Genomic DNA, 15,442 nt, shown 5'->3' on the forward strand with positions numbered 1-15,442 from the left:
TTTCAGACGACAGACGCAGCACAGGTCAACGACCATCCGCGAACGGCTTCACAGCGGATGCAGAGGGCAGGGGAGACGCTCATGAGCGAGCCGCAACAACCATCGTCGCCGGGTGGGGCGGAGCATGGTTCCGACGCATCGGCTCCAGCCGGTGCGGACGGCAAGACCGAGATCGTGAACGTCAGCGGTCAACCAACGGCCGCCCCCCAAACCGAGATCGGACCGGTGAGCGGCCAGCCGGTGAACCCGGAAGGCGTCGCCTATCCCGGTGCACCCCCGGCCGACGCAACGCAGTACGGTCAGCCGCCGGTAAACCCCGGCCAGTACGGCCAGCCGCCGGTCGGCCCCGGTTACGGGCAGCCCGCCGGTTATGGTCAGCAACCCGCCTACGGCGATCCACAGTACGGGCAGCCCGCACCGGGCAGCGGTCCTGGCCAGTTCAACGCAACCCAGCTCTCGCCGACCGGAAGTACGCCCGGCGCCCAGCCGGGCGACGCCGGTCCCACCCAGCAGTTGTCCGGTGGCTTCGGTGCCCAGAACCCCTATGGTCAGCCCGATCCTTACGGTCAGCCCGCCGGTTATGGCCAACACCCCGGCCCGGAGCAGTTCGGGCAGCCTGGCTACGGACCGCAGGGCGCATTCGGTCAGCCCGACCAGTACGGACAGCAGTACGGCGGTGACCAGTTTTCCGCGATGGCAGCCGGTTCCGGCTCGGGCAACGGACTGTCCAAGGTGCTCTACGGGGTCGGTGCGGCGTTGCTGATCGCCGCGGTGGTCGTCGTCGTCACCGCCTTCTGGCTGCCCGGTTGGGCACCGAAGAAGCTCGACCAGTCGGCCGCCGAGAGCGGCGTACAGACGGTGCTGACCGAGAACTACGGCATCGCCAAGGATCAGGTGTCTGACGTCAGCTGCCCGTCGGGCCAGAAGATCAAGTCAGGTGACAGCTTCACCTGCACGGTCACCGTCGGCGGACAGAAGCAGCAGGTCAAGCTCACCTTCCTCGACGACGACGGCAAGTACGAGGTCGCCCGCCCGACGACGGCCGGCTGAGTCCGACTCGCGCACAACGCAGATCGGTCGGCGTACCCACTACGGGTACGCCGGCCGATCTGCGTTGCCGACGGCTCGGCGCGGTCTGCCGATGCCGACCTCCGGTCGGTGAATCTACCCGGCGATCTCCCAGGAAAGTGCCTTGGCGAGACGACCGACCGACGCACCGATGCCGAGTTCCTCAATGAGAGCGGCCAATGCGACCGGGTCCGCGGGCTGTGTCGGCAGCACGTCCTGGCCGCTGTCGATGGTTTCGGCATCGGTGCGGACGAACACCACCGTCCGGGCTGCCGAGAGGTAGTCGACGGACGCGGCCAACGATTTGCGGGCACGGGTGGGAACACCGGATGCGGGATCGGCCGCGGCGGACTGCAACGCATCAAGGCTGCCGTATTCGGAGATCAGCGTGGCTGCCGTCTTCTCGCCGATACCGGGCACACCCGGTAGTCCGTCGGAGGGATCACCGCGCAGCATCGACATCTCGGCGTAGGCCAGGCCGGCCCGTTCGACGGGTACCGCGTACTTGGCGGCGACCTCGGCCGGACCCATCATCTCGGCCTTGGCCAGCCCGCGTCCGACGTAGAGGACACGCACCGCAACCGGGTCGTCGGCGACCACCTGAAGTAGGTCCCGGTCGCCGGAGACCACCACGACCGGGTCGTCGGCCTCGGCGAAGGCCAGCGTGCCGATGACGTCATCGGCCTCGCAGCCGAGGGCACCTGAGGTCGCGATGCCCGCTGCTGCCAGCACCGCCAGGATCATGTCGACCTGCGGTGTCAACGTGTCGGGCACCTCCTCGACATCGACGGCCGGACCGCCGATCCCGGTGGTATCCGCCCCGAGTTCGGCCGCCTCAGCCACGCGGTGAGCCTTGTAGGACGGGATCAGATCGGTGCGGAAGGCTGGACGCCAGTCGAGATCGAGACAGACAACCAGCCGGCTCGGGTTCTCCCGGGTGACGAGATTGGCGATGGTATCGATGAATCCGCGCAGTGCGTTGACGGGGCGGCCATCCGGGGCGGTCATCTTCTCCGGCAACGCATAGAAGGATCGGAACCACAGGCTCGCGCCGTCGAGCAGCATCAGTGAATCGGCCATCCCCACACTGTGGCATCCGGGCCGCCGCCGCGTCACGCCGGTAGGCGGATCCGCGTCTGGGTGCGGTTGCTCGCGTAGGGTTGTCGACCATGAGCGCAACCGGGCAGGAACGCTTTCCCACCGAGGTCTACCGCCACCGGATCGGCCGTGCGGCCGAGCTCGCCGGCGAGGCGGGTCTCGACGCACTCATCGTGAGTCCGGGTCCGGATCTGCGGTATCTCGTCGGGTCCCGCGCCGATACCTTCGAACGTCTGACGGCTCTGGTGATTCCGGCGGCCGGGACGCCGAGTCTCACCGTCGCACGCCTGGAACTCGCCTCGCTCACGACGTCGGCGGTCGGCGATCTGGACATCGAGGTGCGTGACTGGGTCGACGGTGAAGACGCCCACGCGCTGGCGCTGGCCGGGCTGGGTTCCCGTCCGCGCGTGGCGGTCTCCGATGCGATGCCCGCACTGCATCTGGTACCGATCGCCGAGCGGGTCGGTACGACGCCGGATTTGGCGACGCCGGTGCTGCGGGAGCTGCGAATGGTCAAGGACGATGCGGAGATCGAGGTCCTGCGGGCCGCGGGCGCAGCGATCGACCGGGTGCACGCGCGAATGGGGGACTGGCTCCGGCCCGGTCGCACCGAGGCCGCGGTCGCCGATGACATCGCCGCCGCCATTGTCGCCGAGGGGCATTCGGCGGCGGCCTTCGTCATCGTCGGATCGGGACCCAACGGTGCCGACCCACATCACGAGCACTCCGACCGTGTCATCACCGACTCCGACATCGTGGTGATCGACATCGGTGGCCCGGTCGAACCCGGCTACAACTCCGACTCCACCCGCACCTACTGTTTCGGCACCCCGGCCACCGACGTCGTCGATGCCTACGCGGCGCTGCAGGCGGCCCAGCGTACGGCGGTCGACGCGGTTCGCCCCGGGGTGACTGCGGAGTCCATCGACGCCGCCGCCCGCGAGGTGCTGGTCGCCGCAGGTCTGGGGGAGCAGTTCATCCATCGCACCGGCCACGGCATCGGGCTGTCCGTACATGAGGAGCCCTATATCGTCGCAGGCAACGAGATCGTGCTCCGCTCCAGAATGGCGTTCAGCGTCGAGCCTGGTGTCTACTTCCGCGGGCAGTGGGGAGCACGGATCGAGGACATCGTGGTGGTCACCGACGACGGCGGCGAATCACTCAACAACCGCCCGCACGATCTGGTCGCACTCTGACCGGTCGGCCCCCGATCGATCCGGAGGTCAGGACGCCCGATCGCCGAGCAGAGATGCCGAGCCCATCACCCGGGCGACGCTGATCTCGATGACCACCCGTCGCGGGTTGGGTTTGGGTTCGCGGTAGCGCGCCGCATACCGTCGTTCGGCCTCGGCGACCCGGTCCGGCTCCCGACGAACCGTAGCCGGGCCCTCGAGGGTCAGCCACCGTGGCCCGTCGACGTTGGTCACCACCGCATAGCCGCCACGTTCGGCATTGCGCACCTTCTGGCTGCCGTCGAAGGTGATCACCCTCGCCAGCGCGGCGTCGGGATCCCAGGTGAACCCGACCGCGACGACGTGCGGGGTGCCGTCGGCGCGCAGCGTGGTCAGCGTCGCCAGATGTCGTTCGGTGAGGAACTCGGCGGCGGTGGCGGACAGGTCGGCGGCGGTGCGGGACATGTCACTCACCGTAATACGGTCGCCGCAGCGCGGTCGGCCCGGCCGCATGGGGTCGCATCGGTCTCGGGTCTCGATGCGATACTGGCCAGATGCCCCATCACCCGCCCCCCGGCACGATCGTCCTGTTCGGTGGACGTAGCGAAATCGGCGTCGAGGTCGTCCGTCGTATCGCCGTGGGACGTGACGTGGTCCTGGCTGCCCGACGACCTGAAGATCTGCAGGCGCAGACCGATGCACTGCTGGCGGCCGGGGCCGACAACGTGCACGCGATCGCCTTCGACGCCGAGGACACCGCCGCTCATCCCGCTCTTATCGACGCGATCACCTCCACCTATGGCCCGATCGCGGTCGCCGTGGTCGCCTTCGGCATCCTCGGTGACGGCACGCGCGCCGAGACCGACACCGCACATGCCCTGCAGATCGCGCATGTCGACTATGTGGCACAGATCAGTGTTCTGACCCCACTGGCGACGGCGATGCGGGCGCAGGGGTCGGGAACGATCATCGTCTTCTCCTCGGTGGCCGGGGTCCGGGTGCGCCGTGCCAACTACGTCTATGGATCGACCAAGGCCGGCCTGGACGGATTCGCCTCCGGTCTGGCCGATGCCCTGCACGGCAGCGGCGTCCGGTTGCTGCTTGCCAGACCCGGTTTCGTGGTCGGCAACATGACCCGCGAACTGATGGCGGCGGGTACCAAACCGGCTCCCTTCTCCCGGGATGCCGAACAGGTCGCCGATGCGGTCGTCCGCGCATATCGCCGCGACCGGGGCGAGGTGTGGATTCCGGGAATCCTGCGGCCGATGTTCTTCGGAATGCGGTTGTTGCCGCGTGCCATCTGGCGGCGACTGCCCCGATGACCAATTCACGATTCGTGGTCGTCGGCATCGGCGCCGATGGCTGGCCGGGGCTGTCGCAGCGGGCGCGCGACGAATTGCGTTCCGCGCGCGTGATATACGGAGCCCGCCGACAACTGGATCTCCTCGAGGATGTCGACGCCGAGCTCCGGCCCTGGCAGTCACCGATGTCGGTCCACCTGGCGCAGGTCCTCGAACAGGCAGCCGCACCCGCACCGGTCGTGCACATCCTGGCCAGTGGCGATCCGATGTTCCACGGTGTGGGTACCACCATCGCGCGGTCCGTCGGCGCCCAGCGGACCACGGTGATCCCGGCCGTCTCCAGTGCCAGCCTGGCGTGCGCACGGCTTGGTTGGGACCTGACGTCGACGCGGATCGTCAGTCTCGTCACCCGGGACGAATCGGCGATCCGTGCCGAGATCACCGGCGGTGCACAGCTTCTCGTCCTGAGCCGTGACGAGAACAGCGCCCGGGTCGTCGCCGGCCTGCTGACCGCCGAGGGCTTCGGGGCATCGACCATGACCGTTCTCGCCCAGCTCGGTGGTCCCGCCGAAGCGGTGACGTCGGGTCGTGCGGAGACCTGGGATGCCCCGGCCGGTGACCGACTCAATATCGTCGCGATCGACTGTGTCGGCCCGTCCCGCAGCGCATTACCCGGGCGACCCGATGCCGACTACGCCCATGACGGCCAGATCACCAAGTCGGCCTATCGATCGATTACCGTGTGTGCGTTGGAACCAGCTGGGCCACAACTTCTCTGGGATATCGGCGCCGGTTCGGGCAGTATCGCGATCGAATGGCTACGGGCGGATGAGCGGGGCACCGCGATCACGTTCGAAAGAGATGCGGCCCGCGCCGAACGCGCCCTCGGCAACGCCGGCCGGTACGGAGTCGCCGATCGTCTGATCCAGCGCGGCGGGGCACCGGGCGCGCTGCCCGACGCGCCCGCACCCGACGCGATCTTCATCGGCGGCGGCCTGTCCCCGGCGGTGCTGACCCACTGTGTGGCCGCCTTGCGGCCGGGCGGCCGGCTGGTCGCGAACGCGGTGGCCACCGAGAGTCAGCAGTTGCTGGGTCAATGGCATCGCGACCACGGCGGAGTGTTGCGCCGCATCATGATCGAAACCGTCGAGCCACTCGGCACGTTGACCACTTGGCGACCCGCTCTGCCCATCGTGCAGTGGGTATGGCGTCGAGAGCTGGAGGTTTCCTAGTTATGGGAGGACTGCGTTGACCGTCTATTTCATCGGCGCCGGGCCGGGTGCACCGGACCTGATCACGTTGCGGGGCAGCCGGATTATCGGTGAATGTCAGACCTGCCTGTATGCCGGTTCGCTGGTGCCGCACGAGATTCTGGCGATGTGCCCACCCGACGCCACGTTGATCGACACCGCACGGATGCCGTTGACGGAGATCGTCGGGCATATCGAGGCCGCACATGCGGCCGGACACCACGTGGCTCGCCTACATTCCGGGGATCTGTCGCTGTATTCGGCCTTGAGTGAACAGCAGCGCGAGTTGCACAGCCGCGGAATCGATTCCGAAATCGTGCCGGGTGTACCGGCCTTCGCCGCGGCAGCCGCCGCGCTCGACACCGAACTGACTGTTCCCGGAGTGGGACAGAGTGTCCTCGTCACCCGGGTGTCCACCTTGTCCACCGACATGCCGACCGGGGAGGACCTCGCCACTCTCGCACGGTCGGGTGTCACCCTCGCCCTACATCTCGCCGCACACCGCGCCGAGGAGATCGTGGCGGCGCTGACGCCGCACTACGGCGCCGCGTGCCCCACCGCCACCGTCGCCTTCGCCAGTCGCCCGGAACAACAGATCGTGCGGTGCGCACTGGATCAGCTACCCGCCGCGCTGGCCCAGGCCGAGATCACCAAGACAGCGGTCATCTTCGTGGGCCGCATCCTCGACGCGGGCACCCAGCCCGGCGTCACCGACAGCTACCTGTATTCGCAGGCCCGAATGAACAAGCTGCGTTCGGACCGGCATGCCTGAAGGCGATGCACCCGTCCTGATCCTCGGCGGCACTGGCGAGGCCCGGGACCTGGCCGCGACCCTGGTCGAGGTCGGGGTGCCGGTGATCAGCTCGCTCGCGGGCCGGGTCCGCGATCCGCGCCTGCCGCAGGGTGAGGTGCGGATCGGCGGATTCGGCGGGATCGCCGGACTGGCGCAATGGCTCGCCACGCATCAGGTGCGAGCGGTTGTCGACGCCACCCATCCGTTCGCCGCGGTCATCACCGCCAATGCGGTCGAGGCGTGTGCGCTCGCCGGTGTCCAACTGTTGCGCCTGCGTCGGGATCCCTGGGTTCCCGGTGCCGCCGATCGTTGGGTCCGGGTACCCGATATCGACACCGCCGCAACCGAGGTCGACGGTCGTGGCCGACGGGTACTGCTGACCACCGGCCGCCAGGATGCCGACGCCTTCGCCGGCATCGATTCGGCGTGGTTCCTGATCCGGGTGGTCGACCCGCCCACGGGGAAGCTTCCGGCGCACCACGAGATCCTACGGTCGCGTGGCCCCTACCGGCTCGAGGACGAACTCGAGCTGATGCGTTCCCGCGCCATCGATCTGCTGGTCACCAAGAACAGCGGCGGAGAACTCACCCGCGCAAAACTTCGGGCTGCCGCGTTGCTCGACGTGCCGGTCGTCATGGTGGACCGGCCCACCGAGCCGCCGGTGCCGACGGCGGCCACCGCCTCGGCCGCTGCCGACTGGGTGGCCGGTCTGCGGTGAAACTCGTTCGAGCCCAGGCTGACTCACCATGCCCGGGTCCGACGTCGAGACCTCAGGCGCGGTGGCTGCGCGGCGTGTAGACGAGCTGCCCGGCCGATCGGTCGGCCACGGTGGTCGCCGACGATCCGATGATCAACAGGGTCCGCATGTCGACGACCGCCGGGTCGAGGGCACCGACCGTCGTGGTGGTCACCGACTGGGTGGGACCACCGACATCGCGGCCGAGGATCACCACCCGATCTGGGGACACCGATTCCAGCAGAAGATCTTTCAGCGCCGACACCTGCCAGGCACGGCTGGCCGAGCCGGGGTTGTAGATCGCGATCACCAGATCCGCGGCGACCGCCGCCCGGATCCGCTCGGTGATGACCTCCCACGGTTTGAGACGATCGGATAGGGAGATGACGGCGAAATCATGTCCGAGTGGTGCGCCGACGGTGGCCGCGACCGCGGTTGCGGCGGTCATTCCGGGCAGGACCCGCACGCCGACGCCGTGCCAGCGTGGCTCGGCCGCCACCTCGGCAACCGCGGCGGCCATGGCGAAGACACCGGGGTCACCGGAGGACACGACGACTACGCGCGCACCTCGACTCGCGAGATCGAGTGCGAATTCGGCACGTTCGGCTTCGACCCGATTGTCGCTGGCATGAACCCGCTGTCCGGGCCGGGGGGTGACGCGGTTGAGATAGGTGGTGTAGCCGACGAGATCGGTGGCCGCGGCGAGTTCGGCCCGCACCTGCGGGGTGGTCCACCCGTCATGTCCGGGACCCAGCCCGATCACGACGACTTCCCCGGCCGGAGGCGGTGTCTGGGCATAGCGGGGATTGTTGCGGCGACCGGGTACCACCACGATCGAGAAGTACGGCACCGCGTCGGCATCGACCTCGGCGACGGGCGCGACCTTCTGTACAGTCGTCGAGGCCCGTTCGACATACCACGCCTCGTCGAGCCTGCCGGCTTCGCGCAGGGCCTCCCGCACCCGTTCGAAGGTACGTCCGAGCTTCATCACCACGATGGCGTCAGCGGTGGAGAACCGGAACAACAGTTCGGATCGGGGCGCGGTGCCGGGCACCACGGTCAGCGTCTCCTCGGCCTCGACGAGGGGCACGCCGGTGGCTGCAGCCGCCGCGCTGACCGAGGTGACACCCGGGATGATCTCGGCCGGAAAGGTTTCCGACAGTCGCTTGTGCATATGCATATACGAGCTGTAGAAGAGCGGATCGCCCTCGGCGAGCAGCGCCACCGAACGTCCGGCACGCAGATGCGCGGCCAGCCGGTCGGCGCTGGCGGCATAGAAGTCGTCGAGCGCCCCCTGATAGCCGCCGGGATGGTCGGTGGTCTCGGTGGTCACCGGGTACATCAGGCGTTCTTCGACCTGATCACCGCGCAGGTATGGCTCGGCGACGGAGCGGGCGATGCTACGGCCGTGCCGGGCACAGTGATAGGCGACGACGTCCGCGTCGCCGATGGCACGGGCCGCTTTCACCGTCACCAGTTCGCTGTCGCCGGGACCGAGGCCGATGCCCCACAGCTTGCCGGGCGCGTGGTCGGGTGTGTCGGTCACTCTCACTCCTGTGGGGTCGCGAGTGCGTTGAGCGCGGCCGCGGTGATCGCGGACCCGCCGCGACGGCCGGTCACCGTGATGAACTCGAGGTCGGTCCGTTCGGCAAGTGCCGCACAGGATTCGGCCGCGCCGACGAACCCTACGGGCGCGCCGACGATCGCAGCCGGCCGCGGTGCGCCGGCGTCGATCAGGTCGAGCAGGGCGAACAGAGCGGTGGGGGCGTTGCCGATGGCGACCACCGCACCATCCAGTCGGGGCAGCCAGAACTGCAGTGCGGCGGCGGTTCTCGTCGTTCCCATGTCCTCGGCGAGGGCCGGCAGGGTGGGTTCAGACAGGTAGCACAGCACGTCGTTGTCCGCGGGTAGCCGCTTCCGGGTGACACCGGAGGCCACCATCGACGCATCGCAGAGGATCGGGGCACCGGCCCGCAGAGCGCCACGGGCGGCGGTCACCACATCCGGCGTGGCGACGACGTCACGGGTCAGGTCGGTCTGCCCGCAGGCGTGAATCATCCGCACCACCACGGTGGCGACATCGGGCGCGAAGGCCGACAGATCCGATTCGGCCCGAATCGTGGCAAAGGACTGTCGGTAGATGGCCGCGCCATCCCGTAGGTATTCGGTCATGGTGACGACCACCCTAGTGTGGCCGATCAGGACGACTTGCGCTGGTAGCCCTCCGGGCCGGCTTCGACGCGCACGTGGTGGCCTGCGGGTGTACCGCAGCCGCGATCGCAACCGATCCAGTGTTCGCGTTCGGTGATCGGCTCGGCGTCGGCGACGCGGGCGCGGGCATCCTCGCGCACCGGGGTCAGCGAGTTGGCGCAGCCGGGCGCGCCGGCGCAGGCGGTGACCCGCACCCACGGGGAGTTCGCGTCGAAGATGAGTCCCAGCGGTGCCAGCACCCGGACCACGGTTTCGGCGACGCCTTCGGTGAGGTCGCAGATGAGGATCTCGCGGTCGGGTGTGATCACGATGGGGGCGTCGACAGCGGCCAGGAACTCGGCGAGTCGCGCGGGTAGACGGGCCAGTTCGATGACTCCGCCGAGCAGGACCCGCCCGTCGTCCTGATCGAACCAGCCGACGATCGGGTTCGCGTCGGGGACGGGGATCTGCTCGGCGATCGCCGGGGCCAGCGGTTCGGCGGCGTGCACGGTCAGCCTGGCCAGGGCGTCGTCGTCGAGGTCGCGGACACGCCAGGCGGTGGGCGCGATCTGTTTCAGGCCGTCGGCGACGCGCAGTAGGGCGTCGACGATCGCGGTGTCGCCCACTGCCGAACCGACGATCCGGGTGCCGACGAGGATGTCGGCCCGGAGTTCGTCGCCCGCATCGGCAGCGGACCGGATCAGTGCGGCCGCGTCCGGGGTGTGGCCGATGACGTCGCCGCGACCGTCGTCGAGGCCGAAGAGGAACCGGCCGGACAGAGCGGCACTCCCGGGGTGTTCGCGTAGCGCCGACTCGAGGTGCCCGGAGAGTGGCCGGACGTCGGCGAGTCCGCCGATGCGGCCGGTCAACGGACTGATGGCGATGTTGCGCACCTTGTCGTGTGCGGAGCTGGGGGCCAGACCGGCGGAGACGACGGCCTCGGCGACGGCGGACACGTCGGTGATTCCGCGCAGTTGCAGGTTGCCGCGGACGGTGAGTTCGAGATATCCGTCACCGTGGTCGGCGGCGACGGTGGCCAGGACCTGCAATTGTTCGGCGCGCAGCCGGCCGCCGGGCAGCCGGATGCGGGCGAGCGGGCCGTCTGCGGCGGGATGCGTGCTGAACACTCCGGGGCAGCGGTCGGCCGCGGTGCGGGCGGTGGGTTCACTCACCGCTCCAGCCTACGACTCGCGGCCGGTGGTCGCCGGACCCCGGCGGTCGAGCCGACGACGGTGCCTGACTAGGCTGAACGCACCGACAGCGAGATGAAGCCGGTGTGATTCCGGCGCGGTCGCGCCACTGTGACGCCTGGGTACCCCGTACCGGTTGGGACCGGGCGAAGTCAGAGCTCCGCTGTCGGTGACAAAGCGAACGTGACGAAGCGAACGTGACGAAACCGCATACGACGAAACCGCACACGACGACCACCGGGCGCGATTCCCGGCGAGGAGATCCGATGATCCTGTTGCTGTCGACCTCGGACACCGACCTGTTGACCGCGGCGGCAGCCGCAGATCGAACACCAGCGGCAGCCGCAGATCGAACACCAGCGGCAGCCGCAGATCGAACACCGGCGGCAGCCGCAGATCAAACACCGGCGGCAGACGAAGGTCAGACGGTGTCCTACACGGGTGCCAATCCATCCCGGATCCTTGTCGAGGACATCGCGGAACTGGCGAGTGACGCCGACATCGTGGTGGTCCGAATCCTGGGTGGCGCGCGCGCCTGGGAGGACGGGCTGGCAGCGGTGGCCGCATTGGGTAAGCCGGTGGTCGTGTGTTCGGGTGAGCAGCAGCCCGATCCGGATCTGATGGCCCATTCGTCGGTGCCGATGGGTGTTGCGGCACAGGCACACGATTATCTCGCCGCGGGCGGCGTGTCGAATCTGGTGAATCTGCACAACTTTCTGTCGGACACGATCTTGCTGACCGGTCTGGGATTCGAGCCGCCACAGCAGACCCCGGCGTGGGGTGTGCTCGAGCGCACGCCGACCGTCGCGGTCGATGCGTCGGCACCGACGATCGGCGTGCTGTACTACCGGGCTCAGCATCTGGCAGGCAACACTCGTTATGTCGAGGCTCTGTGCGCGGCCATCGAGGACCGTGGGGTGCGGGCGCTGCCGGTGTTCTGTGCGTCGTTGCGGACCGCACCGGATGAGCTCATCGACGTCCTGGCGGGCACCGATGCTCTGGTCGTGACGGTGCTTGCGGCAGGTGGTGCGACCCCGGCCGCGGTCTCCGCCGGTGGTGATGACGAGGCCTGGAACATCGAGCGGCTCGCGGCACTGGACATCCCGATCCTGCAGGGTTTGTGTCTGACGTCGTCGCGCGCGGACTGGTCGGACAATGATGACGGTCTGTCGCCGCTGGATGTGGCGACGCAGGTCGCGGTGCCCGAGTTCGACGGTCGTATCATCACCGTGCCGTTCTCGTTCAAGGAGTTCGACGACGACGGTTTGCCCTGGTATCGACCCGATCATGAGCGATGTGCGCGGGTGGCCGGGATCGCGGCGGCCCATGCCCGGTTGCGGCATACCGCCCCCGCGCAGCGCCATGTCGCCATCATGTTGTCGGCGTATCCGACGAAGCACGCACGGATCGGCAATGCGGTGGGTCTGGACACCCCGCGCAGCCTGTTGCGCGTACTGACCGCGTTGAAGGAGGCCGGTTACGACCTCGGTTCGGCGCCGATTCCCGGTCTGGCCGAGGATGATTCGGATGCGCTGATCCATACGATCATCGCGACCGGTGGGCAGGATCCGGACTGGCTGACCGAGGAAGCCTTGGCCGCCAACCCGATTCGGCTACCGGCCGCAGATTACCGCCGCTGGTATGCGACGCTGCCCGAGGCCCTGCGCGACGACATCGAGGAGCACTGGGGTCCGGCGCCGGGTGAGATGTTCGTCGACCGGTCGCGGCATCCAGACGGCGATATCGTCATCGCCGCACTGCGTTTCGGCAATGTGGTGATCATGGTGCAGCCGCCGCGTGGTTTCGGCGAGAACCCCGTCGCGATCTATCACGATCCCGATCTACCGCCGTCGCATCACTACTTGGCGTCCTACCGCTGGCTGTCGGCTCGTGACGAGACCGGGTTCGGTGCGGATGCGATCGTGCACGTCGGCAAACACGGAAACCTGGAATGGCTGCCCGGGAAGACTCTCGGTATGTCCGCGGAATGCGGCACCGACGCCGCCCTCGGCGACGTGCCGCTCATCTACCCGTTCCTGGTGAACGATCCGGGTGAGGGCACCCAGGCCAAGCGCCGGGCGCATGCCGTACTGGTCGACCATCTGATCCCGCCGATGGCGCGTGCCGAGTCCTACGGTGACATCGCTCGGCTCGAGCAGTTGCTCGACGAGCATGCGAACATCTCGACTCTCGACCCGGCGAAACTGCCTGCGATCCGTCAGCAGATCTGGACCCTGCTCACCGCGGCGAAGATGGACCACGACCTCGGGCTGGCCGAACGGCCCGACGAGGAAGTCTTCGACGACATGCTGCTGCATGTCGACGGCTGGCTCTGCGAGATCAAGGATGTGCAGATCCGCGACGGCCTGCATGTGCTCGGGGAGCGTCCCGTCGACGACGCCGAAGTCGACCTGGTGCTCGCGATGCTGCGTGCGCGACAGTTGTGGGGCGGGACGACCGCCCTTCCCGGTCTGCGGGAGGCGTTGGGACTCGACGAGGAACAGGCCGCGCGTCCCGGCGGGGAGGATCGGACCCGGGTCGATGCGGTGGAGACGGTGGCCCGTGAACTGGTCGCGGCGTGTGCCGCAGGGGATTGGTCGGCGGAAACGGTGTCGGCGGTCACGGCCGGCCATCCCGATGCCGTCGCCGACGTCCTGCGCTTCGCCGCGACCGAGGTGGTCCCGCGGTTGCGTCAGACCACCGACGAGATCCCGCGGGTGCTGCATGCCCTGGACGGCGGGTTCATCCCGGCGGGTCCCAGCGGCTCACCACTGCGGGGTTTGATCAACGTGCTGCCGACCGGCCGGAACTTCTATTCGGTGGATCCGAAGGCCGTGCCGTCGCGATTGGCGTGGGAGACGGGCCGCGCGATGGCCGACTCGCTCGTCGAGCGGTATGTGGCCGACCACGGCACCCACCCGGCCTCGGTCGGATTGTCGGTGTGGGGGACCAGTGCGATGCGTACCTCCGGTGACGATGTCGCCGAGGTTCTCGCGCTGCTCGGCGTGATGCCGGTGTGGGATGACGCGTCCCGCCGGGTGGTCAGCCTGGAGCTGATCGACCTCGCCGAACTCGGTCGGCCGCGTATCGACGTGACCGTGCGAATCTCGGGATTCTTCCGCGACGCGTTCCCGCATGTGGTCACCATGCTCGACGACGCGGTGGCGCTGGCCGCGGGCGCGGATGAACCCGACGACCAGAATTTCGTCGCCGCGCACGTCCGGGCATCGCTGTCCGAACACGGGGACCGTCGTCGGGCCACCACCCGTGTCTTCGGCTCCAAGCCGGGAACCTACGGGGCGGGATTGTTGCAGCTCATCGATTCCCGGGACTGGCGCGGCGACGACGACCTCGCCCGCGTCTACACCGAGTGGGGCGGCTACGCCTACGGTCGCGATCTGGCCGGTGTACCGGCCGTCGACGACATGCGCAGCGCCTACCGACGGATCGCCGTGGCGGCGAAGAACACCGACACCCGCGAGCATGACATCGCCGACTCCGACGACTACTTCCAGTACCACGGCGGCATGGTGGCTACGGTGCGTGCGCTGACCGGGTCGTCACCGGAGGCCTATATCGGCGACAGCACCCGCCCGGATTCGGTGCGGACCCGCACGCTGTCAGAGGAGACGAGCCGTGTGTTCCGCGCGCGGGTGGTCAATCCGCGGTGGATCAGTGCGATGCGCCGACACGGGTACAAGGGCGCCTTCGAGATGGCTGCGACCGTCGACTATCTCTTCGGCTATGACGCGACCACCGACGTCGTCGCGGACTGGATGTACGAGAAGCTCACCGAGTCGTATGTGCTCGACGAGGTCAACCAGAAGTTCATGACCGAATCCAATCCGTGGGCGCTGCACGGGATCGCCGAACGGCTGCTGGAGGCGACTGAACGCAACTTGTGGCGCGAGCCGCCTGCTGCGATGCTCGACGATCTGCGGGCGGTCTACCTGCGGATGGAGGGTGAGATCGAGGGCCGCGGGAACGACTGACGCTCACTCCCGCCGCATCGGACGGCCGGGATGGGAGCAAAATGGGGACCTGGTTCGTTGGGTGGGGTAGACGCCGATGACCGCGCACGAGAAAGGCTCACCATGCGCCTGCGCTTCCTGTTCCTCGCCTACGTGGCGATCGAGATCGCCGCATTCGTGGCGATGACCATGGCCTGGGGTTTCGCGTGGGCGATCCTCATCACCCTGCTGGCCGCAGCACTGGGATTCATCCTGTTGCAGTGGCAGGGCCGCAAGGTCGTCACCCGGCTGCGTACCGCTTCCGGCGCGGGTGCCGATCCGGCTGCTCCGCTGGCCGACACCGCGGTTCTCGGCGCATCGACGGCCCTGCTGGTGGTGCCGGGTGTCGTCACGACCGCGCTGGGCGTGTTGTCGTTGCTGCCGCCGACCCGTGCCGCCCTGCGGCCGCTGGTGATGGCCGTCGGTGCGCGCAAGGTGGCGGCGGTTGTCGGTAATGCCGGCATGTTCGCCACCGGCACCCGCGGTCGGGTTGTCGACGGCACGGTGATCGATGCCGATGTGGTCGAGTCGTCGGTGGTGGACGTGACACCTCGCGGTCCGACCGCGACCGTCGCGAATATGCCGCCCCACCTCCCGCAGGGTCGGTAGCGGGTCCGCCTTCGGGGCAGGGCAC

At 68.5% G+C, this 15,442-nt stretch carries 13 protein-coding genes and 1 riboswitch; of the genes, 8 read left to right on the top strand and 5 right to left on the bottom strand.

All coding sequences use genetic code 11. The features are described 5' to 3' along the window. Positions 1 to 81: 81 nt before the first annotated feature. Positions 82 to 1,050 (top strand): DUF4333 domain-containing protein, encoded by a 969-nt coding sequence (locus QSJ18_RS04050; protein WP_286324969.1) that lies wholly within the window; start codon positions 82 to 84, stop codon positions 1,048 to 1,050. Positions 1,051 to 1,164: 114 nt separating this feature from the next. On the opposite strand, the gene QSJ18_RS04055 is transcribed toward QSJ18_RS04050, so the two are convergent. Next, positions 1,165 to 2,133, bottom strand: coding sequence for a 5'-3' exonuclease (locus QSJ18_RS04055; RefSeq protein WP_286325062.1), 969 nt, complete (start codon positions 2,131 to 2,133; stop codon positions 1,165 to 1,167). Between the two features lie 104 nt (positions 2,134 to 2,237). On the opposite strand from QSJ18_RS04055, the gene QSJ18_RS04060 reads away from it, so the two are divergent. After that, a complete protein-coding gene (locus QSJ18_RS04060; RefSeq protein ID WP_286324970.1) occupies positions 2,238 to 3,362 on the top strand; it encodes a M24 family metallopeptidase in 1,125 nt (374 codons plus the stop codon). Between the two features lie 27 nt (positions 3,363 to 3,389). On the opposite strand, the gene QSJ18_RS04065 is transcribed toward QSJ18_RS04060, so the two are convergent. Next, positions 3,390 to 3,803 (bottom strand): pyridoxamine 5'-phosphate oxidase family protein, encoded by a 414-nt coding sequence (locus QSJ18_RS04065; RefSeq protein WP_286324971.1) that lies wholly within the window; start codon positions 3,801 to 3,803, stop codon positions 3,390 to 3,392. Positions 3,804 to 3,892: 89 nt separating this feature from the next. Between QSJ18_RS04065 and QSJ18_RS04070 the strand changes: the two genes are divergently transcribed. The 4 genes from QSJ18_RS04070 to QSJ18_RS04085 are packed head-to-tail and all read left to right on the top strand — an operon-like array spanning position 3,893 to position 7,400. Next, positions 3,893 to 4,660 (top strand): SDR family NAD(P)-dependent oxidoreductase, encoded by a 768-nt coding sequence (locus QSJ18_RS04070; RefSeq protein WP_286324972.1) that lies wholly within the window; start codon positions 3,893 to 3,895, stop codon positions 4,658 to 4,660. Continuing rightward, positions 4,657 to 5,871, top strand: coding sequence for a precorrin-6y C5,15-methyltransferase (decarboxylating) subunit CbiE (cbiE, locus tag QSJ18_RS04075; protein ID WP_286324973.1), 1,215 nt, complete (start codon positions 4,657 to 4,659; stop codon positions 5,869 to 5,871). The genes QSJ18_RS04070 and cbiE overlap by 4 nt, the downstream gene beginning before the upstream one ends. 16 nt (positions 5,872 to 5,887) lie before the next feature. Next, positions 5,888 to 6,661, top strand: a complete 774-nt coding sequence (cobM, locus tag QSJ18_RS04080) for a precorrin-4 C(11)-methyltransferase (protein ID WP_286324974.1) — start codon at positions 5,888 to 5,890, stop codon at positions 6,659 to 6,661. After that, positions 6,654 to 7,400, top strand: a complete 747-nt coding sequence (locus QSJ18_RS04085; RefSeq protein WP_286324975.1) for a cobalt-precorrin-6A reductase — start codon at positions 6,654 to 6,656, stop codon at positions 7,398 to 7,400. Before cobM ends, QSJ18_RS04085 begins: the two co-directional genes overlap by 8 nt. 52 nt (positions 7,401 to 7,452) lie before the next feature. Here the strand turns inward: QSJ18_RS04085 and QSJ18_RS04090 are convergent, their stop codons facing one another. Genes QSJ18_RS04090 through cobG form a run of 3 tightly spaced genes read right to left on the bottom strand, consistent with a single transcriptional unit; the run spans position 7,453 to position 10,780 of the window. Further along, positions 7,453 to 8,964, bottom strand: a complete 1,512-nt coding sequence (locus QSJ18_RS04090; RefSeq protein WP_286324976.1) for a precorrin-2 C(20)-methyltransferase — start codon at positions 8,962 to 8,964, stop codon at positions 7,453 to 7,455. Between the two features lie 2 nt (positions 8,965 to 8,966). Beyond that, complete coding sequence (locus QSJ18_RS04095) at positions 8,967 to 9,590, bottom strand: precorrin-8X methylmutase (protein WP_286324978.1); 624 nt, start codon at positions 9,588 to 9,590, stop codon at positions 8,967 to 8,969. A gap of 26 nt (positions 9,591 to 9,616) precedes the next feature. Next, a complete protein-coding gene (gene cobG, locus QSJ18_RS04100) occupies positions 9,617 to 10,780 on the bottom strand; it encodes a precorrin-3B synthase (protein ID WP_286324979.1) in 1,164 nt (387 codons plus the stop codon). Positions 10,781 to 10,821: 41 nt separating this feature from the next. Further along, a riboswitch (cobalamin riboswitch) is annotated at positions 10,822 to 10,980 on the top strand. Positions 10,981 to 11,064: 84 nt separating this feature from the next. Here cobG and cobN point away from each other — a divergent pair. Both cobN and QSJ18_RS04110 read left to right on the top strand, forming a co-directional pair. Further along, positions 11,065 to 14,790 carry a cobaltochelatase subunit CobN gene (gene cobN / locus QSJ18_RS04105; protein ID WP_286324980.1) on the top strand — a complete coding sequence of 1,242 codons (3,726 nt, stop codon included), beginning with the start codon at positions 11,065 to 11,067 and terminating at the stop codon, positions 14,788 to 14,790. A gap of 102 nt (positions 14,791 to 14,892) precedes the next feature. After that, positions 14,893 to 15,417 (top strand): FxsA family protein, encoded by a 525-nt coding sequence (locus QSJ18_RS04110; RefSeq protein ID WP_286324981.1) that lies wholly within the window; start codon positions 14,893 to 14,895, stop codon positions 15,415 to 15,417. Positions 15,418 to 15,442: the final 25 nt, after the last annotated feature.

The organism is Gordonia heveisoli (assembly GCF_030315745.1).
Lineage (GTDB): Bacteria > Actinomycetota > Actinomycetes > Mycobacteriales > Mycobacteriaceae > Gordonia.